General features: G+C 63.1%; 19 protein-coding genes. 9 read left to right on the top strand and 10 right to left on the bottom strand.

Annotation, left to right across the window (positions count from 1 at the left end):
- The first annotated feature begins 228 nt into the window (after window positions 1-228).
- The 6 genes from ccoN (at window position 229) to NCG91_RS10665 (ending at window position 5416) form a co-directional block, all read left to right on the top strand.
- The gene (gene ccoN, locus NCG91_RS10690; protein WP_034782722.1) at window positions 229-1656 is read left to right on the top strand and encodes a cytochrome-c oxidase, cbb3-type subunit I; all 1428 of its coding nucleotides are present in this window, start codon (window positions 229-231) and stop codon (window positions 1654-1656) included.
- A 15-nt stretch (window positions 1657-1671) separates the two neighbouring features.
- Window positions 1672-2286 (top strand): cytochrome-c oxidase, cbb3-type subunit II, encoded by a 615-nt coding sequence (gene ccoO, locus NCG91_RS10685; RefSeq protein ID WP_251349658.1) that lies wholly within the window; start codon window positions 1672-1674, stop codon window positions 2284-2286.
- Between the two features lies 1 nt (window position 2287).
- Window positions 2288-2491, top strand: coding sequence for a cbb3-type cytochrome oxidase subunit 3 (locus NCG91_RS10680; protein WP_251349657.1), 204 nt, complete (start codon window positions 2288-2290; stop codon window positions 2489-2491).
- Window positions 2484-3404 (top strand): cytochrome-c oxidase, cbb3-type subunit III, encoded by a 921-nt coding sequence (gene ccoP / locus NCG91_RS10675; RefSeq protein WP_251349656.1) that lies wholly within the window; start codon window positions 2484-2486, stop codon window positions 3402-3404. The genes NCG91_RS10680 and ccoP overlap by 8 nt, the downstream gene beginning before the upstream one ends.
- A 2-nt stretch (window positions 3405-3406) precedes the next feature.
- Window positions 3407-4789 carry a cytochrome c oxidase accessory protein CcoG gene (gene ccoG / locus NCG91_RS10670; RefSeq protein WP_099666002.1) on the top strand — a complete coding sequence of 461 codons (1383 nt, stop codon included), beginning with the start codon at window positions 3407-3409 and terminating at the stop codon, window positions 4787-4789.
- 102 nt (window positions 4790-4891) lie between these two features.
- Window positions 4892-5416 carry a FixH family protein gene (locus tag NCG91_RS10665; RefSeq protein WP_251349655.1) on the top strand — a complete coding sequence of 175 codons (525 nt, stop codon included), beginning with the start codon at window positions 4892-4894 and terminating at the stop codon, window positions 5414-5416.
- Window positions 5417-5419: 3 nt separating this feature from the next.
- On the opposite strand, the gene fnr is transcribed toward NCG91_RS10665, so the two are convergent.
- Window positions 5420-6178 (bottom strand): fumarate/nitrate reduction transcriptional regulator Fnr, encoded by a 759-nt coding sequence (gene fnr, locus NCG91_RS10660; RefSeq protein ID WP_034782711.1) that lies wholly within the window; start codon window positions 6176-6178, stop codon window positions 5420-5422.
- Between the two features lie 249 nt (window positions 6179-6427).
- Here fnr and NCG91_RS10655 point away from each other — a divergent pair, with 249 nt between their 5' ends.
- A complete protein-coding gene (locus NCG91_RS10655; protein WP_251349654.1) occupies window positions 6428-9502 on the top strand; it encodes a response regulator in 3075 nt (1024 codons plus the stop codon).
- 1 nt (window position 9503) lies between these two features.
- Here the strand turns inward: NCG91_RS10655 and NCG91_RS10650 are convergent, their stop codons facing one another.
- Genes NCG91_RS10650 through modA form a run of 4 tightly spaced genes read right to left on the bottom strand, consistent with a single transcriptional unit; the run spans window position 9504 to window position 12470 of the window.
- Window positions 9504-10271, bottom strand: a complete 768-nt coding sequence (locus NCG91_RS10650) for a TOBE domain-containing protein (RefSeq protein WP_251349721.1) — start codon at window positions 10269-10271, stop codon at window positions 9504-9506.
- 40 nt (window positions 10272-10311) lie between these two features.
- Entirely contained in the window at window positions 10312-11007 is a 696-nt protein-coding gene (locus NCG91_RS10645; RefSeq protein WP_251349720.1) for a sulfate/molybdate ABC transporter ATP-binding protein, read from the bottom strand.
- Between the two features lie 17 nt (window positions 11008-11024).
- Complete coding sequence (gene modB, locus NCG91_RS10640; RefSeq protein WP_099665998.1) at window positions 11025-11696, bottom strand: molybdate ABC transporter permease subunit; 672 nt, start codon at window positions 11694-11696, stop codon at window positions 11025-11027.
- 15 nt (window positions 11697-11711) lie between these two features.
- Window positions 11712-12470, bottom strand: a complete 759-nt coding sequence (gene modA / locus NCG91_RS10635) for a molybdate ABC transporter substrate-binding protein (RefSeq protein ID WP_251349653.1) — start codon at window positions 12468-12470, stop codon at window positions 11712-11714.
- A gap of 166 nt (window positions 12471-12636) precedes the next feature.
- Here modA and NCG91_RS10630 point away from each other — a divergent pair, with 166 nt between their 5' ends.
- Window positions 12637-13419, top strand: a complete 783-nt coding sequence (locus tag NCG91_RS10630; RefSeq protein WP_251349652.1) for a sterol desaturase family protein — start codon at window positions 12637-12639, stop codon at window positions 13417-13419.
- Here NCG91_RS10630 and NCG91_RS10625 read toward each other — a convergent pair.
- From NCG91_RS10625 to NCG91_RS10605, 5 genes are all read right to left on the bottom strand, one after another.
- Entirely contained in the window at window positions 13416-14420 is a 1005-nt protein-coding gene (locus NCG91_RS10625) for a bile acid:sodium symporter family protein (RefSeq protein WP_251349651.1), read from the bottom strand. The genes NCG91_RS10630 and NCG91_RS10625 overlap by 4 nt on opposite strands.
- Before the next feature lie 212 nt (window positions 14421-14632).
- A complete protein-coding gene (locus NCG91_RS10620; protein ID WP_034752546.1) occupies window positions 14633-14995 on the bottom strand; it encodes a BON domain-containing protein in 363 nt (120 codons plus the stop codon).
- 267 nt (window positions 14996-15262) lie between these two features.
- Window positions 15263-16630, bottom strand: a complete 1368-nt coding sequence (locus tag NCG91_RS10615) for a sigma 54-interacting transcriptional regulator (RefSeq protein ID WP_251349650.1) — start codon at window positions 16628-16630, stop codon at window positions 15263-15265.
- Window positions 16627-17169: a hypothetical protein gene (locus NCG91_RS10610; protein WP_251349649.1), complete on the bottom strand. Its 543-nt coding sequence runs from the start codon at window positions 17167-17169 to the stop codon at window positions 16627-16629. The genes NCG91_RS10615 and NCG91_RS10610 overlap by 4 nt, the downstream gene beginning before the upstream one ends.
- Window positions 17166-18578, bottom strand: a complete 1413-nt coding sequence (locus NCG91_RS10605; protein ID WP_251349647.1) for a HAMP domain-containing sensor histidine kinase — start codon at window positions 18576-18578, stop codon at window positions 17166-17168. The genes NCG91_RS10610 and NCG91_RS10605 overlap by 4 nt, the downstream gene beginning before the upstream one ends.
- A 283-nt stretch (window positions 18579-18861) precedes the next feature.
- Here NCG91_RS10605 and NCG91_RS10600 point away from each other — a divergent pair, with 283 nt between their 5' ends.
- Window positions 18862-21732 carry an insulinase family protein gene (locus NCG91_RS10600; protein ID WP_251349646.1) on the top strand — a complete coding sequence of 957 codons (2871 nt, stop codon included), beginning with the start codon at window positions 18862-18864 and terminating at the stop codon, window positions 21730-21732.
- The last annotated feature ends 62 nt before the right edge of the window (window positions 21733-21794 follow it).

Below are 21794 nucleotides of genomic sequence, written 5' to 3'. Positions count from 1 at the left end.
ACGCAATACGCTGGCGCCCGCCAGCGCCGGCAAGCGTCTTTTGACACAGGTCAAGCAGCGCTTGCAGGGATCTTGCATGGCTTTTTTGATCGAAATATCACTTTATTTCGATGCCACTTCGCTACGCTTATTTCATCCGGGGAATTTTGATCCACATCAAAGTTTTTTCCCGGTCAAACACTTACTCTCTGGCCACCATCATAAATAGTAATTCCAGGGAGAGTCTTTGTGGATCAATCGCTGAACTATAACTACAAGATCGTGAAGCAATTCGCGGTCGCTACTGTGGTATGGGGCATCATCGGCATGCTGGTTGGCGTTATCATCGCCGCTCAGCTGGCCTGGCCTGCCCTGAACCTCGACATACCATGGCTGACATACGGACGCTTGCGTCCGCTGCACACGAATGCGGTGATTTTCGCCTTCGGCATCTGCGGCCTGTTCGCTACTTCGTACTACGTTGTACAACGCACCTGCCAGGTGCGCCTGTTTTCCGACAAACTGGCCGCCTTCACGTTCTGGGGCTGGCAAGCGGTGATCCTGTGCGCCGTCGTCACCCTGCCCTTGGGCATGACACGCGGCAAGGAATACGCGGAACTGGAATGGCCTATCGCCATCCTCATCGCCGTCGTCTGGATCGCTTACGCCATCGTTTTCTTCGGCACCTTGATCAAGCGCAAGGTCAAGCACATCTACGTGGCCAACTGGTTCTTCGGCGCCTACATCCTGGCCGTGACGATCTTGCACGTGGTCAATGGCGCCGTCATGCCAGCCTCGTTCACCAAGTCGTATTCCGCCTATGCGGGCGTGCAGGACGCGATGATCCAGTGGTGGTATGGCCATAACGCGGTGGGTTTCATCCTGACCGCCGGCTACCTGGGCATGGTGTACTACTTCATCCCGAAACAAGCCGAGCGCCCCGTGTACTCGTACCGTCTGTCGATCGTCCACTTCTGGGCGCTGATCTTCACCTACATGTGGGCGGGCCCGCATCACCTGCACTACACGGCATTGCCTGACTGGACGCAATCGATCGGCATGGTCTTCTCGCTGGTCCTCCTGGCACCAAGCTGGGGCGGCATGATCAACGGCATCATGACCCTGTCGGGCGCCTGGCACAAGCTGCGTACCGATCCGATCCTGAAATTCATGATCGTTTCGCTGTCGTTCTACGGCATCGCCACCTTCGAAGGTCCGATGATGTCGATCAAGACCATCAACTCGCTGTCGCACTACACCGACTGGACCGTTGCCCACGTGCATGCGGGCGCCCTGGGCTGGGTGGGCTTCATCACCATGGGTTCGATCTACTACCTGCTGCCGCGCCTGGCGGGCCGCACGCAGATGCACAGCACGCGCCTGGTCGACGTGCACTTCTGGGTGGCCACCATCGGCATCGTGCTGTACATCGCCGCAATGTGGATCGCCGGCGTGATGCAGGGCCTGATGTGGCGCGCGGTCAATCCGGACGGCACCCTGACCTACACCTTTGTCGAGAGCGTGAAAGCGACGTATCCGTACTACGTGGTGCGCGTGGCCGGTGGCCTGCTGTACCTGTCGGGTATGTGCATCATGGGCTACAACACCTGGATGACTCTGCGCGGCAGCAAACTCCCCGTCGCCCGCATTCCGGAACTGAACGCGGCGCACGCCTGATAGGAGCGAAAGCAAATGAAATTTTCACATGCATGGATTGAAAGAAACCCCTGGCTGCTGATCGCCCTGGTCACGGTGGTGATCAGCATCGGCGGCGCCGTCGAGATCGTTCCCCTGTTCTTCCAGAAGAGCACGACGGAACCCGTCGCCGGCCTGAAACCGTACTCGCCGCTGCGCCTGGCAGGCCGCGACATTTACGTGCGCGAAGGCTGCTACAACTGCCACTCGCAGATGGTGCGTCCGCTGCGCGCGGAAACGGAACGCTATGGCCACTATTCGGTCGCCGGCGAATTCGTCTACGACCGTCCGTTCCAGTGGGGTTCCAAACGCACGGGGCCCGACCTGGCCCGCGTGGGCGCGCGCTACAGCGACGAATGGCACCGCACGCACTTGAACAACCCGCGCGACGTGGTGCCCGAGTCGAACATGCCGTCCTACCCCTGGCTGGCGAAGACCAAGCTGGTGCCTGACGACATCATGCCGAAGATGCGCGCCCTGAAACGCCTGGGCCAGCCGTACAGCGATGCAGAGATCGCCGCCGGCCCCGCGCAGCTGCAGGACAAGACGGAAGAAGACGCCCTGGTCGCCTATCTGCAAGGCCTCGGTACATTAATCAAAACAAGGAATTAGCATGGCAATCGAAAACCTGTTTGACAGCGCCAGCAGCGTCATGACGGTGGTTTCCTTTACGACGTTCGTGGGCATCCTGTGGTGGACGTTCAGCCGCAGCAACAGCGACTTCGACGCGGCGGCACGTCTGCCGTTCGCCGACGACGCGCTCGACTATCCGGCCGAGGCCGAGACGACCCTGGCGAAGGAGCATAACCATGGCTGACTTTACCAACGGCTTCTGGAATATCTATGTGATCGTGCTGTCCCTGCTGGGCATCATCGGCTGCGGCGTGCTGCTGTACTCGCAGTCGAAAGTGAAAGTGCCGGCCGGCGCCCCCGCCGACGGCACCACGGGCCACGTCTGGGACGAGGACTTGAAGGAACTCAATACGCCGATGCCGCGCTGGTGGATGTGGTTGTTCTACATCACCATCGTCTTCTCGCTGGCGTACCTGTTCCTGTATCCGGGCCTGGGCAACTATGCCGGCAGCCTGGGCTGGAAATCGACGGGCCAGTACGAGGAAGAGCTGAAGAAGGCGGAAGCCGACTACGGTCCCTTGTTCAACAAGTACCTGAGCCAGGACTTGAAGACGGTGGCCGCCGATCCGCAGGCGCAAGCCATCGGCCAGCGCCTGTTCCTGACCTACTGCGCGCAATGCCACGGTTCGGATGCGCGCGGCAACAAGGGCTTCCCCAACCTGACCGACAAGGACTGGCTGTATGGCGGCGAACCCGACATCATCAAGACCACCATCATGCACGGCCGCAATGGGCAAATGCCACCGATGGGCGCCGCCCTAGGGTCCGAAAAGGATGTCGAGAACGTGGCCCATTATGTGCTGAGCCTGTCCGGCTCGACCTCGGATCCCGTCAAGTCGGTGCTGGGCAAGGCCAAGTTCGGCGCCTGCATGGCCTGTCATGGCGCCGATGCCAAGGGTAACCAGATGCTGGGCGCGCCAAACCTGACGGACAAGACCTGGCTGTACGGCGGCAGCGCCGACACCATCATGGAAACCGTACGCAAGGGACGCAGCAACACCATGCCGGCCTTCAGCGATTTCCTCGGCGAATCCAAGGTACACGTGCTGTCGGCGTATGTCTGGAGCCTGTCGAATCCGCAGGCACCCGCAAAGTAAAAATGGAACCTCAAGTCATCAAGATGTATGCGGCCCGCGAGCAAATCTACCCTCGCGAGGCCAAAGGACGCTACGCTACCTGGCGATGGGTATGCGTATGGCTTACCCAGCTCGCGTTCTACGGCTTGCCGTGGTTGACCTGGAATGGCAGGCAAGCCCTGCTGTTCGATTTGACCACGCGCAAGTTCTACATTTTCGGCGTCGTGCTGTGGCCCCAGGATTTCATCTATCTGGCGGCCCTGCTGATCATCTGTGCGTATTTGTTGTTCCTCGTCACGGCCATTGCCGGGCGGGTGTGGTGCGGGTTCTCTTGCCCGCAAACGGTATACACGGAAATTTTCCTGTGGGTCGAACGCCGCATCGAGGGTACGCGCAGCGCGCGCATGGCCCTCGACAAGCAGGGCCCCTCCGTGCGCAAGGCGTTCAAGAAGACGGCTAAGCACCTGGTATGGGGCGCCATCGCCCTGTGGACGGGCTTTACCTTTGTCGGCTACTTCACGCCGATCAAGGAACTGGCGCAGTCGGTGACCACGCTGAACTTCGGTCCCTGGGAATGGTTCTGGGTCTTGTTCTACAGTCTGGCAACCTACGGCAACGCGGGCTGGCTGCGCGAGCAGGTGTGCAAATACATGTGCCCCTACGCGCGCTTCCAGAGCGCCATGTTCGACCAGGACACCCTGATCATCACCTACGATGCCAAGCGCGGTGAACCACGTGGCGCCATGAGCAAGAAGGCCGGCAACAACGACAAGCTGGGCGATTGCATCGACTGTACCCTGTGCGTGCAGGTGTGTCCGACCGGCATCGATATCCGTAACGGCCTGCAGTATGAATGCATCGGTTGCGCCGCTTGCGTCGATGCCTGCAACAGCGTGATGGACAAGGTCGACCGGCCACGGGGACTGGTACGCTACAGTACCGACCATGCGATGGAAAACAACTTCAATTCGAAGCAGATACGCCAGCGCGCCATGCGCCCGCGCGTCTTGATCTACACTTCCATCCTGGCCCTGATCATCATCGCCGTGTGTACTTCGCTGGCCCTGCGCACGCCCCTAAAAATGGACGTGATCCGCGACCGCGGTTCCATGGGACGCGAAGTGGAAGACGGCATGATCGAAAACGTCTACCGCCTGCAGATCATGAACACGTCGGAGCAAAGCCAGCATTTCAAAATCAGCGCTTCCGGCTTGCCGGGCCTGACCTTGCTGACGCGCGAAGAAGTGACCTTGCAGCCGACGGAAACGCTGGGTTGGCCGATCCGCCTGCGCGTGCCGCACGGCGTGGGAGAGAAGGGCTCGAACAAGATTGCGATCGAATTGCAATCGCTGGACGACCCATCGCTGCATGTGCGTGAAAGCGCGGTATTCATCGTGCCACGTTAACAAGGAAAGGCGGACGGGGACCGGGTGCCCTCGCCGCCGCCACGAAGTTGCAGGAAGGCCGGTCCCCGCACGGGGATTGGCCGTTTACACAGGAGAAATACCATGTCCGACAGTCTGAAACTGCAAGCACCCGTTGCACCGTGGTACAAGCATCGCTGGCCATGGCTGCTGATGATCGGCCCCGGCCTGTCCGTGGTCGTCGGCAGCTTCATGGGCTATATCGCGTTTACGCAGCCCGATGCGCTGGTGGTGGGCGATTATTACAAGCAGGGCAAGGCGATCAACCAGGATTTGAAGCGCGACACGATCGCCAGCGACCTGGCGATGGATACGCGCCTGTCGTATGACGTGGCGCAAGCACGCCTGACCGGTTCCGTGCACAGCTTCGGCAAGGCCTATCAGGCGCCTTTGCAGCTGCACCTGGCGCATGCGACCCTGCCGGAAAAGGATATCAAGGTGCTGGTGCAGCCCGACGCAGCCGGCAATTTTTCCGTGGCGCTGCCGATGCTCGAGCGCAGCCGCTGGCAAGTGCTGGTGGAAAACGACAAACGCGAGTGGCGCCTGTCCGGCATCTGGACCTGGCCCCTGCAGCGCAGCATCGCGCTGCATGCGGACGAGGAACTGTAAGTCTTACTTGCAGACGTCCGTGCCGGCCGTAATGGCTTTTAACTTGGCCGGCTGCAGGATTTCAATTTCCCGGTTCGAGACGCGCAGCCAGCCTTCCTTCTTGAACTTCGACAGCAGGCGGCTGACGCTCTCGATGGTCAGGCCCAGGTAGTTGCCGATTTCCTCGCGCGACATGCGCAGCTGGAAATTGCTGCCCGAATAGCCGCGCGCTTCATAGCGCGACGCCAGGTTGACGATGAAGGCGGCAAAGCGCTGCGTCGCCTGCATATTGCCCAGCAACAGCATGACGCTTTGCTCGCGCGTGATTTCCTGGCTCATCATGCGGTGGAAATGGCGCAGCAGGGTCGGCATATTGCCCAGCAATTGTTCCAGGCTGGAAAACGGGATTTCACACACTTCGCTGTCTTCCAGCGCCACCGCATTACAGTGGTGGCGGTCGGCGCTGATGGCGTCCATGCCCAGCAGTTCGCCCGCCATCTGGAAGCCCGTCACCTGCTCTTCGCCGCCCGGATTGATCTGGTACGTCTTGAAATGCCCCAGGCGGATCGCATACAGGTTCTGGAACGAGTCGCCGATGCGGAACAGCGAGGCGCCGCGCACAATCTTGCGGCGGCGGCCGATGATCTGATCCAGCCTGTCCATGTCGCCCACATCGAGGCCCATCGGCAGGCACAATTGATGCATGCTGCAGGTCGAGCATCGCGCACGCAACGCCTCCACGTTCACGGTGGGCAAGGTTGGAGTGAGTAGCGCTTCAGTCATGTCGGTACCTTTTAGAAAATGCAACAACAAGTTTACTGCATACAGCCGCATACAGGGTTGCCGTATGCCAATTTCACCGTAAATTCGGCGAATAAACGACGTCCAGCCTTTAATTATATGGCAACATCGTCAAAAGCCCGTACGGGGCGGGCAATTTGCGCGGCGGCGCTTGCCAAGCTGGGGCATTGATAGGAAAATTCCTGACAGCATTATCTGCCGCCTGTGCCGCCCGGTACTGAAAAGGAAATCATGAAGCCTCTCGGCATTAAAGCAAAAGTCGCGCTGGCCACCAGCCTGACCTCGATCGCCATGATCGCGCTGGTCACCATGATCCAGGTGCAGCACATGCGCGACGACTTCACCCGAGTACTGCTGAGCCAGCAATCGTCCCTGATCACCCGCACCGCCGCCGAACTCGACGACAAGCTGGGCATGCTGCTGCAGATCGTCACCCTGACGGCCCGACAGCAGCCGCCGGAATTGATCGCCCGGCCCGCCCAATTGCGCGAATACTATTCGCGCCGCTCGATGCTGGTGCTGTTCGATGACGTGCTGGTGCTCGACGCGCATGGCGCCGTCGTGGCCGACATGCCGGAAGTGGCGGGGCGCGCCGGCATCAACGTCGCCGAGCGCGAGTATTTCCAGACCGTCCTGCGCACGCGCCAGCCCATGATCACCGAACCGATGCTGGGCAAGTCGAGCGGCATGCCCATCGTGCAGATGGTGGCGCCCGTGCTGGCCGCCGATGGCCAGGTGGCCGGCGTGGTGATCGGCGTGCTGCGCCTGTACAAGGACAACCTGCTGGGCCGCCTGCGCTCGGAAAAGATCGGCAAGAACGGCTATTACTTCATCCTCACGCGCGGCGCCGTGCCGCGCTACGTGCTGCACCCCGATACCAGCCGCTTGCTGCAACCGCGCAAGCCGAACGCCAACCTGACGACGACCCAGCTGCTGAAGGAAGATGGCGAAGGCAGCATGGTCAGCACCAACAGCCGCGGCATCACGGCCGTCAACAGCTTCAAGCGCCTGAAATCCGTGAACTGGCTGCTGGCCGCCTCGCTCCCCGTCGAGGATGCCTTCGAACCGTTCGATGGCGTGCTGTACCGATTGGTGCTGTGGAGCATCCTCGCCTCGCTGCTGGCCGCCTTTGTGCTGGGCTGGGTCACCGTGCGCCTGCTGTCGCCGCTGGTGCGCCTGCGCGACACCCTGCAAGCCCTGCGCACCAGCGGCAGCCGCTTCACGCCCGTGCCGGTGCAGCAGCGCGACGAGATCGGCGAACTGACGGAAGCGTTCAACGGCCTGATGAGCGAACGCGACCGCCTGCAGCAGGAGCTCGAATCGCGCGCGGCGGAGCTGGAACAGGAACGCGACCGGGCCGAGGCGGCCAACCGCGCGAAGAGCGATTTCGTGGCCAACATGAGCCATGAAATCCGCACGCCCCTCAATGCCGTGCTGGGCATGGTGTATTTGCTGGGCAATACCAGGCTCGACACGGAACAACGCAAGTATCTGACCATGGTCAGAGTAGCGGGCCAGTCGCTGCTGGGCATCCTCAACGACGTGCTCGACTATTCGAAGATCGAGGCGCGGCGCATGGAATTGTCGCCCGTCGAATTCGACCTCGATGAAGTCATGAATACCCTGGCCACGACGATGACGATGAATGCGGGCGAAAAGGAGCTGGAACTGGCCATCGCCGTCGAGCCCGACGTGCCGCGGCGCCTCGTGGGCGACGCCCAGCGCCTGCAGCAAATCCTCGTCAACCTGGCCGGCAACGCCATCAAGTTCACGGAGAGCGGCGAAGTGGTGGTGGCCGTCAGCCTGGCCGAGAGCGAGAGCGGCCGCGCCTGGCTGCGCTTCGAAGTGCGCGACACGGGCATCGGCATGACGGAACTGCAGCAACAGCAGCTGTTTGCCGCGTTTTCCCAGGGCGACCAGAGCATCACGCGGCGCTTCGGCGGCACGGGCCTGGGCTTGGCCATCAGCAAGCAGCTGATCCACATGATGGGCGGCGACATCGCCGTCGCCAGCAGCGAAGGCAAGGGCAGCCGCTTCTGGTTCAGCGTGCCCTTCGAGATGCTGGCGCAGCCGGCAGAAACGCGGCGCACGCCGGCGCTGGGCCAGCTGCGCCTGCTGGTGGCCGACGACAACCGCACCACGCGCGAACTGATCGTCAAGCTGATCGAGGCGTGGGGCTGGCTGGCCGACGAAGTGGACTCCGGTTTTGCCGCCATCGAACTGTACCGCGAACGCCTGGCGCAGCAGCAACCGTACGACGTGGTGCTGGCCGACTGGCACATGCCCGTCATGGATGGCCTGGCCACGGCCAAGGCCATCCGCCAGGCGGCCAGCGGCCAGCGCCAGCCCATCGTGGTGATGGTCAACGCCTTCGCCCGCAACCACCTGGAAGAAATCTCCAGCGCGGCCGAGGCCGACGTCGTGCTGATGAAGCCGATCACGGGATCGAGCCTGTTCGACGCCCTGCACCAGGCGCTGATCGCCAAGGACGACGGCGGCGAGCAACGCATGCTGCACCAGCCGCTGGGCACGGAACTGGCCGGCGTGCATTTCCTGCTGGTGGAAGACAATCATTTGAACCAGGCCGTGGCGCGCGGCATCCTCGAACACATGGGCGCCACCCTGGACGTGGTGGGCGACGGCTTGCAAGCCGTGGAACGGCTGCGCACGGAAGCGCTGCGCTACGACATCGTGCTGATGGACATGCAGATGCCCGTCATGGACGGCTTCAGCGCCACCCACATCATCCGCACGGAACTGCGCTTGCACCTGCCCGTGATCGCCATGACGGCCGGCGTGCTGGCGTCCGAGCGCGAGCGCTGCATGACGGCCGGCATCAGCGATTTCATCGCCAAGCCCGTGGTGGTGGAAGAAATGATGGAAGTCATCCTGCGCCACCTGCCCAAGCGCCCGCAAGTGCAGACGGCCGAGCCGGCACGCGTCGCCGATGAGGAAGTGTTTTCCATGGCGCCGCTGATGCGCGTGATGGGACGCGATGCGAAGGGGCGCGGCGTGCTGCGGCGCATGGTGGAAGACGCGCTGAACAAGGGCATGACGCCCGTGCGCGAGGCCGAAACGGCGTTGCAGGCGGGCCGCCACAGCGACGTGGCACGCATCCTGCACAGCGTGCGCGGCTCCGTCGGCACCCTGGGCACGAAACGCCTGATCCGCGCCGCGTTCGCCACCGAGGAAGCCATCGATGCGGGCCGCCTGGACGAGGTGCCGGCGCTGCTGGCGCGCACGGCGCAGGAACTGGAACAGGCGCTGGCGGCGGCGGCGGATTGGTTGTCGCGCCTGCAGGATTAAATCAGGCGGGCACGCCCAGAATCACGCTGGACGCCTTGAAGATGGCCGTCACGTTGCTGCCGAGTTCGATGCCCAGGTCGGTGCTGCTCTGGTTGGTGATGATGGCGGCAATCGTGCCGCCGCGCGGCAAGTCCAGCACCACTTCCGTGTTGACGGCGCCCGTCTGCACGCGCGTCACGACTCCGGCCAGCTGGTTGCGCGCGGAAAAACGCGCGCCCTGGCTGTCCGTCACGAGGATGATGGATGACGCCTTGATCAGCGCAAACGCTTCCACGCCCGGCACCAGGCCCAGGCTCGCGCTGCTGCCCTGCGTGACGATGGCCACGATGTGCTGGCCACCGGGCAATTCCAGGGTGACTTCATCGTTGACGGCGCCCTGTTTCAGTTCGGTCACCTTGCCCAGGAATTGATTGCGTGCCGTGGTTTTCATGGCCATTCTCCGTATGAGTAAAAGATCGTCGGCGATGCCTTCCGCCTGGCTGCCCAGCTGGCGCAGGTAGCGGGCATGCTCGCGCTCGATGATACGGAAATTGTCGACCAGCTGGCGCCCCCGTGGCGTCAGCCGCGTGCCGCCGCCGCCCTTGCCGCCTGTCAAGCGCTCGACCAGCGGTTCGCCAGCCAGGTTGTTCATCGCGTCGATGGCATCCCAGGCCGCCTTGTAGCTCATCTTCACAAGCTTGGCCGCCTGCGTGATGGAGCCGCATTCGGCGATGGCGCCCAGCAATTCTACCCGGCCGGCGCCGCCCAGGTTTTCTCCGCCCACCGTCATCCATACCGAGCCTTGCAGGCCGATTTCCGCTGCCGCTGATTTATCCAATGCGTTCACCCAATGTCTCTTCCATGCTGTCAATTTTTCCGTCACGCAAGTAAAGCACATGTTCACCCAGAATGCGCGCATCTTCCGGATCATGTGTGATCAGGATCATGGGCACGTCCAGGCGCTGCTGCCACTGGCTCAACTCCAGGCGCATTTTGACACGCAGGGCCGGATCGAGGGCGGCAAACGGCTCGTCGAGCAGCAGCGCGGCCGGCTCGGCCACGAGTGCCCTCGCCAGCGCCACCCTTTGGCGCTGGCCACCGGACAACTCGTCGGGAAACTGGTGCGCCAGTTCCTGCAGGTGGAAGGCGTCGAGCCAATGCTCGACCTTCTGCAATTTTTCGCGCGCGCGCGGATTGAACCAGCCGCGGCGCAGGCCAAAGCCCACGTTCTGGCGCACCGTCAGGTGCGGGAACAGCGCGTAATCCTGGAACAGATAGGCGACATTGCGCTGCTGCGGCGGCAAATTGATGCCGGCGGCGGAATCGAACAGGGTGCGCCCGTTCAGGCGGATATGGCCCGCCTCCGGCGTGAAGAGGCCGGCAATGGCTTTCAGGGTCATGCTCTTGCCGGCACCGGACGGGCCATACATGGCGATGCGCTGGCTGCTGGAGGTGCATTGCACCTGCAGGTCGAAGCGGCGTTTGCCGGAGCGCAAGGTGGCGCGGAGGTCGAGGTCGAGTTGCATAGGCGTCATCATCTGCGTCATTTGTGCGCGATGCGTCCGGGCGCCAGACGGCCCGCCGACAGCAGCACCACGATGCAGACCAGGGAGATAATCAGCACCAGCGTATTGGCCACCTCATCCTGGCCCGCCTGCACGGCTTCAAACACGGCCACCGACAGGGTCTGCGTCTTGCCGGGGATGCTGCCGGCCACCATCAGGGTGGCGCCGAACTCGCCCAGCGCGCGCACAAAGCCCAGCAGCACGCCGGCGAGGATGCCGCGCCAGGCCAGCGGCAAGGTCACGCGGAAAAAGATCGCCATTTCCGAGATGCCCAGCACGCGGGCCGCCTGCTCCAGCTGGCCGTCGACCGCTTCGAAGGCGGCGCGCGCGGGCTTGAAGACGAGGGGAAAGGCGACCACCGTGGAGGCGATCACGGCGCCCTGCCACGTAAAGATGAGGTTAATGCCGAAGTTATCCTGCAGCCAGATACCCATCGTGCCGCGCCGGCCCAGCAGCACCAGCAGGTAATAGCCGAGCACGGTGGGCGGCATCACCATCGGCAGGGTCATGAGGGCGTCGAGCAGCTCGCGCCCGGGAAAACGCGTGCGCGCCAGCACATAGCCCGTACCGATGCCGAGCAGCAAATTGAGCGCCGTGGCCCACGCCGCTACCTTGAGCGACAGGGCCAGCGCGGTCCAGGCGATATCCATGCGCGTTCGTTTACCTTATGGCTTCTTGAAACCGTACTTGGCGAGGATGGCTTGCGCCGGCGCCGTCTGCAGGTAGCTGACGAAGCGCTTCGCTTCAGCCTGGTTAGCGCTGTCCTTGATGGCGGCGATCGGGTACAGCACGGGCGCGTCCAATGGCACGTCCAGCACCACGTTCACCTTGTCTTTCATGATGGCCGCGTCGGTGGCATAGACAAAGCCCGCATCGACTTCGCCGCGCGCCACGTAGTCGAGCGACTGGCGCACGTTCTGCGTGCCGATGGCCTTGGGCTGCACGGCATCCCACAGCTTCGCCTTCTTCAGCGCGCCTTCGGAGTAACGGCCGACGGGCACGCTGGCCGGATTGGCGATGGCCACGCGGGTCACGCTCTTGTGCGTCAGGTCGCTCAAGTTCTTGATGCCCAGCTTGCTATCGTGCGGCACGATCAGCACCAGGCTGTTGCCGACGAAATCCATGCGGTCGGCCGGCAGGACGAAGCCCTGCTTTTGCGCCGCATCCATGGTTTCCTGGTCGGCCGAGGCAAACACGTCCACGGGCGCGCCCTTGACGATCTGTTGCAGCAGCACGCCCGAGGCGGCGAAGTTCAGGGACACCTTGCTGCCCGGATACTGCGCCTCGTAGCTCTGCGCCGCATCCTTGAACGCATTCGTCAGGCTGGCCGCGGCCGACACCACCACTTCACCGGCAAGGGCGGAGGTGGCGGCGGTGGCCAGCAGGGCGGTGCCAAGCAGGCGGGCGAGGAAGGTGAGGCGCATGATCGTATCCTTGTAAAGTGAACGGTGAACAAGGAGCGTAATATACACTTATATATAGCGTTCTGCCATTGCATGGGTCAAGGCAATGCCAATGGCATTGACAGACGGGAATGGGCGGACTATTTTTAACAAGAGACAACTATCCACTACTTTCCAGGGGTAAACGATGGGATACGCAGCGCTACTGCTTGGCCCCCTGATGCTCCTGGCGGTCATTCTTCTGGCATTGCTCATCGAGAGACGGCATCCCCTGCAGCAACAGCCTTCCGGGGCGTCGCGCTTCAATCTTGCGTATATGCTCATCTATACCGCCAGCGGCGCCATGCTGGCCCCGCTCACGGCCATCGTCACGGTACAGCTTGTCAATGCGGCCGGCGGCGGGCTCATCAATCTAGCCTCTTCAGGCTGGATGCTGGCGCCGGCCTTCATCGCGTATGCCCTGACCATGGATTTTCTGGAATACGTCTTTCATCGCGCGCAACACCGCGTACCCGCCATGTGGGCCATGCATTCCTTCCATCACAGCGATACGGCCATGAATGCCAGCACAACGACGCGGCACTATTGGGCCGAAGCGGGCATCAAGGCACTCAGTATCTATCTGCTGGCGGGGATCTTATTCAAGACCAATATGGTGATTCTGGGAATGTACGGGATACTGAGCTTGTATCATGTTTTCCCGCACATGAATGTCCGGGTCGGCTTTGGCCGTTACTGGATGCTGTGCAATTCACCGCAGTACCATCGCGTTCATCACTCGGTGCAAGCCGAGCATTTCAACTGCAATTTCGCGGGGCTGTTCCCCGTCTTCGACTGGCTGTTCGGCACCCACCATATTCCCCGCGCGGGAGAATATCCCCCGACGGGGCTGGACACGGGCAAGGCGCCGGGCACCTTGCTTGACGCGCTGACGTGGCCGGTGCGCAGCAAGGCCCCGTCCATCCCCTAGACGCGCACCGCCGCCGCCTCGTCGCGCCGCGCATACTTTTGCGCGATCACGGCGCAAATCATCAGCTGAATCTGGTGGAACAGCATCAGCGGCAAGATCACCATGCCCAGCGAACGCGTGGAAAACAGCACCTTGGCCATGGGCACGCCGCTGGCCAGGCTCTTCTTCGAGGCGCAAAAGACGATGGCGATTTCATCTTCCTTGTTGAAACCCAGGCGGCGGCTGACAAAGGTCGAAATACCCAGCACCAGCGCCAGCAGCAGCAGGCTGATCAAGCCCAGGGCCACCAGCGTTTCCACCGAAATCGTATGCCACAGGCCTTCGCTGACGGCTTCGCTGAAGGCCGTGTAGACCACCAGCAAGATCGAACCCTGGTCGACGTATTTCAGGGTGGCCTTGTGGCGGTCGACCCAGCGGCCGATCCAGCGGCGCAGGAACTGGCCGGCCAGGAAGGGCAGCAGCAGTTGCATGACGATGGACAGCACGGCGTCCACCGAGGACTTGCTTTCCGCGCCCTTGGCCACCAGCAAGCCCACCAGGATGGGGGCGAGGAAAATGCCGATGAAGTTCGAGGCCGAAGCGCTGCAGATGGCGGCCGGCACGTTGCCGCGCGCCATGGCGGTCATGGCAATGGAGGACTGCACGGTGGACGGCAAGGCGCACAGGAACAAGATGCCCATGTACAGGTCGGGCGTGAGGAAGGTCAGCGCCAGCGGGCGCAGTGCCAGGCCCAGCAGAGGAAACAGGACAAAGGTGCTGGCCAGCACCAGCAAGTGCAGGCGCCAGTGCATGGCGCCGGCCACCACGGCTTCGCGCGACAGCTTGGCGCCGTGCAGGAAGAACAGGGCGCCGATGGCGACGGTGGTGATATTGCCGAAGACCACGGCCGTCTGGCCCGTGCAGGGCAGGAAAGTGGCCAGCGCCACGGTGACGAGCAGGGCGATGGTGAAGTTATCGGGTTTCAGATTGCGCAACAGGGCAGCGGGAGAAAAAGAAGACATGCGGTAGCCTGGTAACGGCGCAGCCTTGCAACAGAATGCTGTGCCGGGGATGACAAACAGCGCCGGGAGCGGCGCCAGTGCTGGCTATTCTACTTGTATTTCCCTGCTCCTTGCCTGGCGGCATCGGCATGGCTGGCCGGGTCAAACCGTGCGGACAAAAAAATGCCCTGTCCGCAGACAGGGCAACCCGGAGTAAAGTACAGCGCGAGGGCTTAGCCGGCGGCTTTGACTTTCAGCTCGTTCTTGATTTCTTTCACGCCGCTCACGGAAGCGACGATCTGCACGACGCGGTCGCCCGCTTCGGCGCTCGGCACGTCGCCCGACAGGACGACCACACCTTGCTGGGTTGCCACCTTGACGGGCAGGGCAGCGGCTTGCGCATCAGCGCTCAGGGCGGCCTTGGCCGAGGAAGTGATGGTTTCATCAGGGACGGCTGCGGCGGCATTGGCGGCCACGACGGTGTCAGCAGGAGCTTGTGCTTTTGGTGCGGAGTCAGCGGCATGCGAAGCGGTGATCGAGGCGCCCGACAGTACGATAGCGGCAACCAGGGTATTGAACAGTTTCGATGTTTGCATGGTAGTTCCTCTCAATGAAGTTAAAAGCTTCTTACTTGGATAAAGCAACACTTTGAAGCGTCACATCTACCCATACAGCAAGCACCGTGCCAGCTTTTAATTTCCTTTCAAAATCAACGACTTAGCTTTAGACTCGATTTTTCCTGCCCGTTTCGCGGCGTTCCGGGCCGAAAATCCGGGCTTTTTGTCGTCTGCCAGCGACAGCCTGTGGCAACAATATCAATGTTTTACAATAAGTCATTGATTATTAATACTTTATTTTTGTCGCTATTCAGCGACAGGGTCGCCTTCGCCGCGGAACAGGGCCGGCGTCAGCTCGTATTTCTGCAATAAACGGTAGAACTCCGTGCGGTTGCGGTCGGCCAGGCGGGCCGCGTCGGCCACGTTGCCATCCGTCAGGCGCAACAGTTGTATCAGGTAGTCGCGCTCGAAGCGCTGCTTCGCTTCGTTGTAGCTGAGCGCTTCCAGCGAGGGCACGCGCAAGGCCCGCTGCACCAGGCTCAAGGGCACCAGCGGCGCCGTGGCCAGCGCGCACACTTGCTCGACGACATTGACCAGCTGGCGCACATTGCCGGGCCATGGCGCCGCCACCAGGGCCGTCAAGGCGTCGGGCGCAAAGCCGTTCAGGGGTTTCTCATACTTGGCCGCCAGCTTCTGCAGGAAATGGTTCGCCAGCAGAGAAATGTCTTCGCGGCGCTCGGCCAGCGGCGGCAGGGTCAAGGTCACGACATTAAGCCGGTAATACAGGTCTTCGCGGAATTGCCCCTCGGCCATCGCCACGTCCAGGTTGCGGTGCGTGGCGGACAACAATCGCACGTCCACCGGACGCGTCTGGTCGGCGCCCACGGGGCGCACGGCCCGCTCCTGCAGCACGCGCAACAGTTTCACCTGCAGCGGCAAGGGCATGTCGCCGATCTCATCCAGGAACAGGGTGCCGCCATCGGCCGCCTGGAACAAGCCTTCGCGGTTGCCGACGGCGCCCGTAAACGAGCCTTTGACGTGACCGAACAGTTCCGATTCCAGCAGCTGCTCGGGAATGGCGCCGCAGTTGACGGCGATGAACGGCGCCTTGGCGCGGCGGCTGGCGTTGTGCAGCGCGCGCGCCAGCAATTCCTTGCCCGTGCCGCTGGGGCCGCGGATCAGGATGCTGGCGTCGGACCCGGCCACCAGCTTGGCTTCGGCCAGCAGCTCGGCCATCTGCGCGCTGCGGCTGATCAGCTCGGCACGCCAGCTCTCGTCGCCGGACGCGGGCGTCGGCATGACGGTGGACAAGTTGATGGCATACGCCACTTTTTCCATCAGCAGCTTGCCGTCGAACGGTTTCGTCAGGTAGGCAAACGCGCCGCGCGCCGTCGCGTCGACGGCGTCGGGAATGGTGCCGTGGGCCGTCAGCAAAATGACGGGCAGGGCCGCATGCTGGCGGCGGATTTCATCGAACAGGGCCAGGCCGTCGCGGCCCGGCAATTGCACGTCGGTAATAACCAGGGCGGGCAATTCCACTGCCAGGCGCGCCAGTGCCGCTTCCGCGCTGCCCACGGCCGTCACGCGATAGTTGCCCGCCTTCAAGCGGATGGTCAGCAGGCGCAACAGGTCGGGATCGTCGTCGACCAGCAAGATGTGGGCGTGCTCGCTCATTTCGGCGCTCCCGCGGCGGGGCGCACGGACAGGCTGCGCTCGATGTTTTTCAGCGCTTCGAGCTTTTCATTGAGCTGGTCAATGCGGCGCTGGGCGTCGCGCAGCTGCGTGTTGAGCTTGTCGATGCCCTCGTCCTGGCGGCGCAGTTCCGCATACTGGCTGCCCAGCAATTGCGCCAGCGGCGCCAGCAGTTGCGCGTCCTTGCCCGTGGCCGTGGCCAGCGGTTCCAGCAAGGCTTGCGCGCGGGCCAGGTCGCCGGGACCGCGCAAGGCCGCCTGCAGCATGGCGCGGCGCAGCGTGTTGTGCGGCGCGTGATCGGCCTTCGCCAGGTCCAGCTGCGCCTTCACCAGTTCCGACGGCGTCATCAGGCGCAAGGCGCCCTGATACGCCAGCAGTTCCGCCAGTTGGGGATCGGCCACCACCACCACGCGCGGCGGCGTCTGCACCAGCACGGGCGTCTGGGTGGGGGGCTTGGCGGCGCAAGCGCCCAGCAGCAGCGCGCAGGCGGCCATGCCGGCCAGGGGAATTCTCGTCATCATAAGGGCAGTTCTATCCGAAAATGCGCACCGGCGGGGCGCGGTAAAAGAGTGACGCTGCCATCGTGGGCGGCGATATATTCGCGCACGATGGACAGGCCGATGCCATTGCCGTTGCGCGCGCCGGCCGCCTGGCGCACGCCCTGGTAAAACGGCTCGAAGATGCGCGCGGCGTCCTCGGGCGCCACGCCGGCGCCCTCGTCGGTGCAATCGATGCGCACGCGGCCGCCTTCGCCAGACAGGGTGAAACGCACAGTGCCGCCTTCCGGGCTGAAGCGCACGGCATTCGACAGCAGGTTCGCCAGGGCCGTGGCCAGCTTGTCGCGGTCGGCCTGCACGATCAGCGACGCGCCCTGCACCTCGACCGTCAAACGGCGCGCCAGCCATTGCAAGCGCTGCCCGGCCACCACATCTTGCAGCAAGACCAGCAAGTCCACCTTGCTGCGCGCCAAATGCTGGGCATCAAAAGCGGCGGTATTGTAGCGCAGCAAGTCTTCGATCTGGGTTTGCAGGGACGCCGTGTTTTGCTGCAGGATGCCGGCGATTTCCCGCTGGCCGTCGCTGAGCTTGCCCGCCACCTCGTCTTCCAGCAAGGCCACGCCTTCGCGCAGGGCCGCCAGCGGGGTTTTCAGCTCATGCGAGATGTGGCGCAGAAAACGTTCCTTGTCGGCATCGAGATCGGCCAGGCGCTGGCGCAGCCAGTCGAGCTGCTGGCCCAGGCGGCGCGTGTCGGCCGGGCCGCCGACGACGATGGGCTGGTCGTAGCGCTTGTCGCCCAGGCGCTCGATGGCCGTCTCGATGCGGCGCAACGGGCGCGACAACAGAAAGCCGAAGCAGGTGGCCAGCACGGCCGCCAGCAGCACGGCGCCGCCCACCAGCACGCCCAGCAGGCGGCGCTGGCGTTCCAGCTCGGCCAGCAGGGCGTCGTTGCGGCTGCCGATTTCCGTCTTGCTTTCGCGCGCCAGGCTGTCATTGATCTGCGTCATGCGGGCAAACGCGCGGTACACGACGGCGTGGCCATCGCGCTTGCGGCGCTTACCCGCTTGCAAGACTTCCCACGCCGCTTGCGCCTGCACCGTCCATTCATCGGCCAGCTGCGGGGCGAACTCGGGCGTGGCCCGGTTCAGCACTTGCAGCGCCGCCGTCGCTTCGTCGCGGGCCGCCGCGTAGCGCTCGCGGAAGACGGGATCGTCGAGCACGAGGAATTGGCGCGCGCTGCGCTCCATGGCCAGCGTGCGCTCGGACAGGCGCTGCGACTGTTCCGTCAGGGCAATCGCCTGCGCCGCCGTCTCGCGCCCCAGCCGCGCCAGGTGTTCCAGGGTCAGCAGGGCTTGCACGGAGGTGGCCGTCAAAATGCCCGTCGTCAAAATGAAGGCGGCAAATAGCAGTTGGCGAAAGGAAAGTCGGGACAAGGTGGGCGCCTTCGGTTCAGTCTGGAGTGCAAAAGGCGCATGGTACGCTAAGCGTTCATCGCGGGGCGCCACCTGTCAAAAAATAGTCTATATGACAATGTTGTTGCTTTTGCGATCGGCAAGCAAGCCACGGCGGCGGCGCGCAGATACTCCTAGTACAATAGGGAAAAGCTTCATACAGGCATCAAAGTGGCCCCGGCCCTGGCATTACGCCACTTTGCCCCCACATGTGATGCAGCCCCACCGACACTCCGAATCACCTACCGCAGAGATCCCATACCGCATGAGCACATTTGAAAAAGTCAGCAGCAACTTCATTCCAGTCTTGCAGGCAACCATCGAGCAATATGTCGAGCCAGCAACGGGCATGCGCCATATCCACATGCATACCGAGCAGGCTGAGATGGTGTTCCTGGTGGCCTTTCCCACTGTGCCGGAAGTAAGCGACGGGCGCGCCCACATCCTCGAGCACCTGGCCTTGTGCGGCTCGGCCCGCTACCCGGTGCGCGACCCCTTCTTTTCGATGCTGCGCCGCTCGACGGCCACCTTCATGAATGCGATGACCTACCCGGACCGCACCGTGTACCCGTTCGCCAGCACCGACCGCAAGGATTTCTTCAACTTGCTCGACGTATATCTGGACGCGGCCTTCTTCCCGAATCTCGATTATCTGAATTTCCGCCAGGAAGGTTGGCGCCACGCGTTCGAAGGCGACAAGCTGGTGTACCAGGGCATCGTCTTCAATGAAATGAAGGGCGCCTTCAACAGCCCCATGCGCGCGCTCGACAGCGGCATCGCCAGCGCCTTGCTCAAGGGCACGACGTATGAAGTGGAATCGGGCGGCGATCCGCTGGTGATCCCCGAACTGACGCATGAAATGCTGAAAGAATTCCACGCCAGCCACTATCACCCTTCGCAAGCCGTGATCATGACCGCCGGCAATATCGAAGCGTCGGCCGTACAAGAGCAGGTGGCCGAACGCGTGCTGTCCAAGCTCAGCGGCTTCAGCCCGCGCCGCCTGCCGCAACTGGCGCCCGCGTGGACGGCGCCGCAGGAAAACGTCGTGAAAATTCCATCGCAGGAAGCGCGCGACGATGAATTCGGCCTGCAATTCGCCTGGCTGATGGGCGAGTCGAGCGATCCCATCGCCTACTACCACGCGCATTTGCTGTCGCACGGCTTGCTGGGCGAATCGTCGGCGCCCGTCATGCGCGCCATGGAATCGGCCGGCTATGGCCGCCCGTCGGACATGAATGGCCGCGATGCGGGCATCCGCCAGATGGTATTCCACATCGGCATGGAAGGCTTGACGCAGGAACAGATCGCCGACGCGCACCAGCGCATCTGGACGGCCCTGGAAGAGACGGCGCAAGAGGGCATCCCCGCCGCCGTGCTGCACGCGGCCTTGCGCGATATCAAATACAGCCAGCGCGAAATCAGCAGCGGCCGCATGCCTTACGGCCTGGGCCGCCTGCTGCACGCCTTGCCGCTGGCCATGTACGACGGCAACGTCATGGATGCCTTCGACAATGCGGACATCCTGGAAACCCTGGAACAGCAGATCGAAGACCCGGAATTCTTCAAGCAGCTGGTGCGCGAGCTGATCGCCAATCCAACCCGTCTGACCACCCACGTGGTGCCCGACAGCGCCTACTTCACGGACCGCGCCGCGCAGGAAAACGCCACGCTGGCGGCCCTGCAGGCGAAGCTGACGGACGCCGAGCGCGAGCACATCATCGCCGAGTCCGCCGCGCTGGAAGCGCATCAGCAGCTGCCGTCGAATTCCGAAGTCTTGCCGCGCATCCGCCCCGGCGACGTCAGCGCGCTGCCGCGCCCGGCACTGCCGATTCCCCCGGCCGTCGACGGCGCCGTGGCCTTCAGCATTGCCTCGAACGGCATCAGCTATGCCAATGTGCTGTACGACGTGTCCGGCTTGCCGGAAGCGTCGTGGCCATGGCTGCGCCTGTACACGGACCTGGCGCCGGAACTGGGCGTGGGCGACATGTCGTTCGACGACGCCAGCGCCTGGCGCCAGAGCATGGTGCCATCGTTCCACATCGGCCTGGAAGCCATTCCCCGCCCGCAACAGGCGATGCGCGTGGAATTGTCGTTCTCGGCCAGCGGCTTGCGCGAAGAACACGCGGCCATCGCCGCCGTGCTGTCGGCCTGGATCGCCAAGCCCCGCTTCGATGAAGAAGAGCGCCTGGCTTTCCTGATCGAAAGCCTGGTGCAAGACAAATTGAGCAGCCTGTCCGAATCGGGCAACCGCTACGCCATGCTGGCCGCGGCGGCACCGCTGTCGCCCACGCGCCGCTTCGACGACATCGTCGGCGGCCCGGCGGCCTTGCCGTTCTACCGCCGTTTGCAGCAGCTGAGCAAGACTTCCGAGGGCTTGCAGGAAATCGCGCGCGAGCTCGACACCCTGCACGCGCACATCATCGCCCAGCAGCCAACCGTGCTGTGCGCCGGCCTGGAGCAGGATGGCATCACCCTGGCCCGCTTGCTGGAATTGCCGGCAGCCAGCACGGATGCCGCCGCAGCGACTGAAACGCCAGCGCCGGCAGCCTTGCCGCTGGCCAACACGGCCCTGCATGCGACGAGCCAGATCAACCATTGCTTCGTTTCCTGGGCCGTGCCTGGCGTGCACAATCCGGACGCGTCCGCCTTGGCCGTCGCCGCCGAACTGATGACCAACCAGGTGCTGCATACGGCCCTGCGCGAAAAAGGCGGCGCGTATGGCGGCAGCGCCAGCTATGCGGCCGGCGCCGGCACGTTTACCTTGAGTTCCTACCGCGATCCGCGCCTGGCCGGCACGTACGCCGACTTCGGCACGACCCTGGATCAAATCCTCGATGGCGATTTCTCGCAGGAACAAGTGGAAGAGGCCATCATCTGCGTCATCAAGGGCCTCGACAAGCCCCATTCGCCGTACGCGGAAGCGCTGACGGCGTGGAACATGCAGCAGCGCGGCACGACGGAAGCCGTGCGCCAGCAATTCCGCACGGGCGTATTGACCTGCACCCTGAGCCAGATCAAGGAAGTCACGCGCACCTGGCTGAAAAACGGCCAGCAGAGCCGCGCCGCGTTTGCGGGCAACACGACGCAAGACCTGGCGGGCCTGGACGTGGTCGATCTGCTGGCGCTGGCCAGCTAAGGCGTGGGCTTAACAAGTGTTTTGACTTGGCTGTTGCAACGCCTGACAAAACCGTAGCGAGC

Origin of the sequence: Janthinobacterium kumbetense (assembly GCF_023703445.1) — a bacterium.
Taxonomy (GTDB): domain Bacteria; phylum Pseudomonadota; class Gammaproteobacteria; order Burkholderiales; family Burkholderiaceae_D; genus Janthinobacterium; species Janthinobacterium kumbetense.
Note: the sequence above shows the minus strand (reverse complement) of the source record. Positions and strands in the feature narration are given on the sequence as shown.

What these genes read in the sequence shown, in the direction of transcription:
- ccoO (WP_251349658.1), top strand. Translation starts at nt 1,672, where the DNA reads ATGAAATTTTCACATGCATGGATTGAAAGAAACCCCTGGCTGCTGATC.
- NCG91_RS10680 (WP_251349657.1), top strand. Translation starts at nt 2,288, where the DNA reads ATGGCAATCGAAAACCTGTTTGACAGCGCCAGCAGCGTCATGACGGTG.
- ccoP (WP_251349656.1), top strand. Translation starts at nt 2,484, where the DNA reads ATGGCTGACTTTACCAACGGCTTCTGGAATATCTATGTGATCGTGCTG.
- ccoG (WP_099666002.1), top strand. Translation starts at nt 3,407, where the DNA reads ATGGAACCTCAAGTCATCAAGATGTATGCGGCCCGCGAGCAAATCTAC.
- NCG91_RS10665 (WP_251349655.1), top strand. Translation starts at nt 4,892, where the DNA reads ATGTCCGACAGTCTGAAACTGCAAGCACCCGTTGCACCGTGGTACAAG.
- fnr (WP_034782711.1), bottom strand. Translation starts at nt 6,178, where the DNA reads ATGACTGAAGCGCTACTCACTCCAACCTTGCCCACCGTGAACGTGGAG.
- NCG91_RS10655 (WP_251349654.1), top strand. Translation starts at nt 6,428, where the DNA reads ATGAAGCCTCTCGGCATTAAAGCAAAAGTCGCGCTGGCCACCAGCCTG.
- NCG91_RS10650 (WP_251349721.1), bottom strand. Translation starts at nt 10,271, where the DNA reads ATGACGGTGGGCGGAGAAAACCTGGGCGGCGCCGGCCGGGTAGAATTG.
- NCG91_RS10645 (WP_251349720.1), bottom strand. Translation starts at nt 11,007, where the DNA reads ATGCAACTCGACCTCGACCTCCGCGCCACCTTGCGCTCCGGCAAACGC.
- modB (WP_099665998.1), bottom strand. Translation starts at nt 11,696, where the DNA reads ATGGATATCGCCTGGACCGCGCTGGCCCTGTCGCTCAAGGTAGCGGCG.
- modA (WP_251349653.1), bottom strand. Translation starts at nt 12,470, where the DNA reads ATGCGCCTCACCTTCCTCGCCCGCCTGCTTGGCACCGCCCTGCTGGCC.
- NCG91_RS10630 (WP_251349652.1), top strand. Translation starts at nt 12,637, where the DNA reads ATGGGATACGCAGCGCTACTGCTTGGCCCCCTGATGCTCCTGGCGGTC.
- NCG91_RS10625 (WP_251349651.1), bottom strand. Translation starts at nt 14,420, where the DNA reads ATGTCTTCTTTTTCTCCCGCTGCCCTGTTGCGCAATCTGAAACCCGAT.
- NCG91_RS10620 (WP_034752546.1), bottom strand. Translation starts at nt 14,995, where the DNA reads ATGCAAACATCGAAACTGTTCAATACCCTGGTTGCCGCTATCGTACTG.
- NCG91_RS10615 (WP_251349650.1), bottom strand. Translation starts at nt 16,630, where the DNA reads ATGAGCGAGCACGCCCACATCTTGCTGGTCGACGACGATCCCGACCTG.
- NCG91_RS10610 (WP_251349649.1), bottom strand. Translation starts at nt 17,169, where the DNA reads ATGATGACGAGAATTCCCCTGGCCGGCATGGCCGCCTGCGCGCTGCTG.
- NCG91_RS10600 (WP_251349646.1), top strand. Translation starts at nt 18,862, where the DNA reads ATGAGCACATTTGAAAAAGTCAGCAGCAACTTCATTCCAGTCTTGCAG.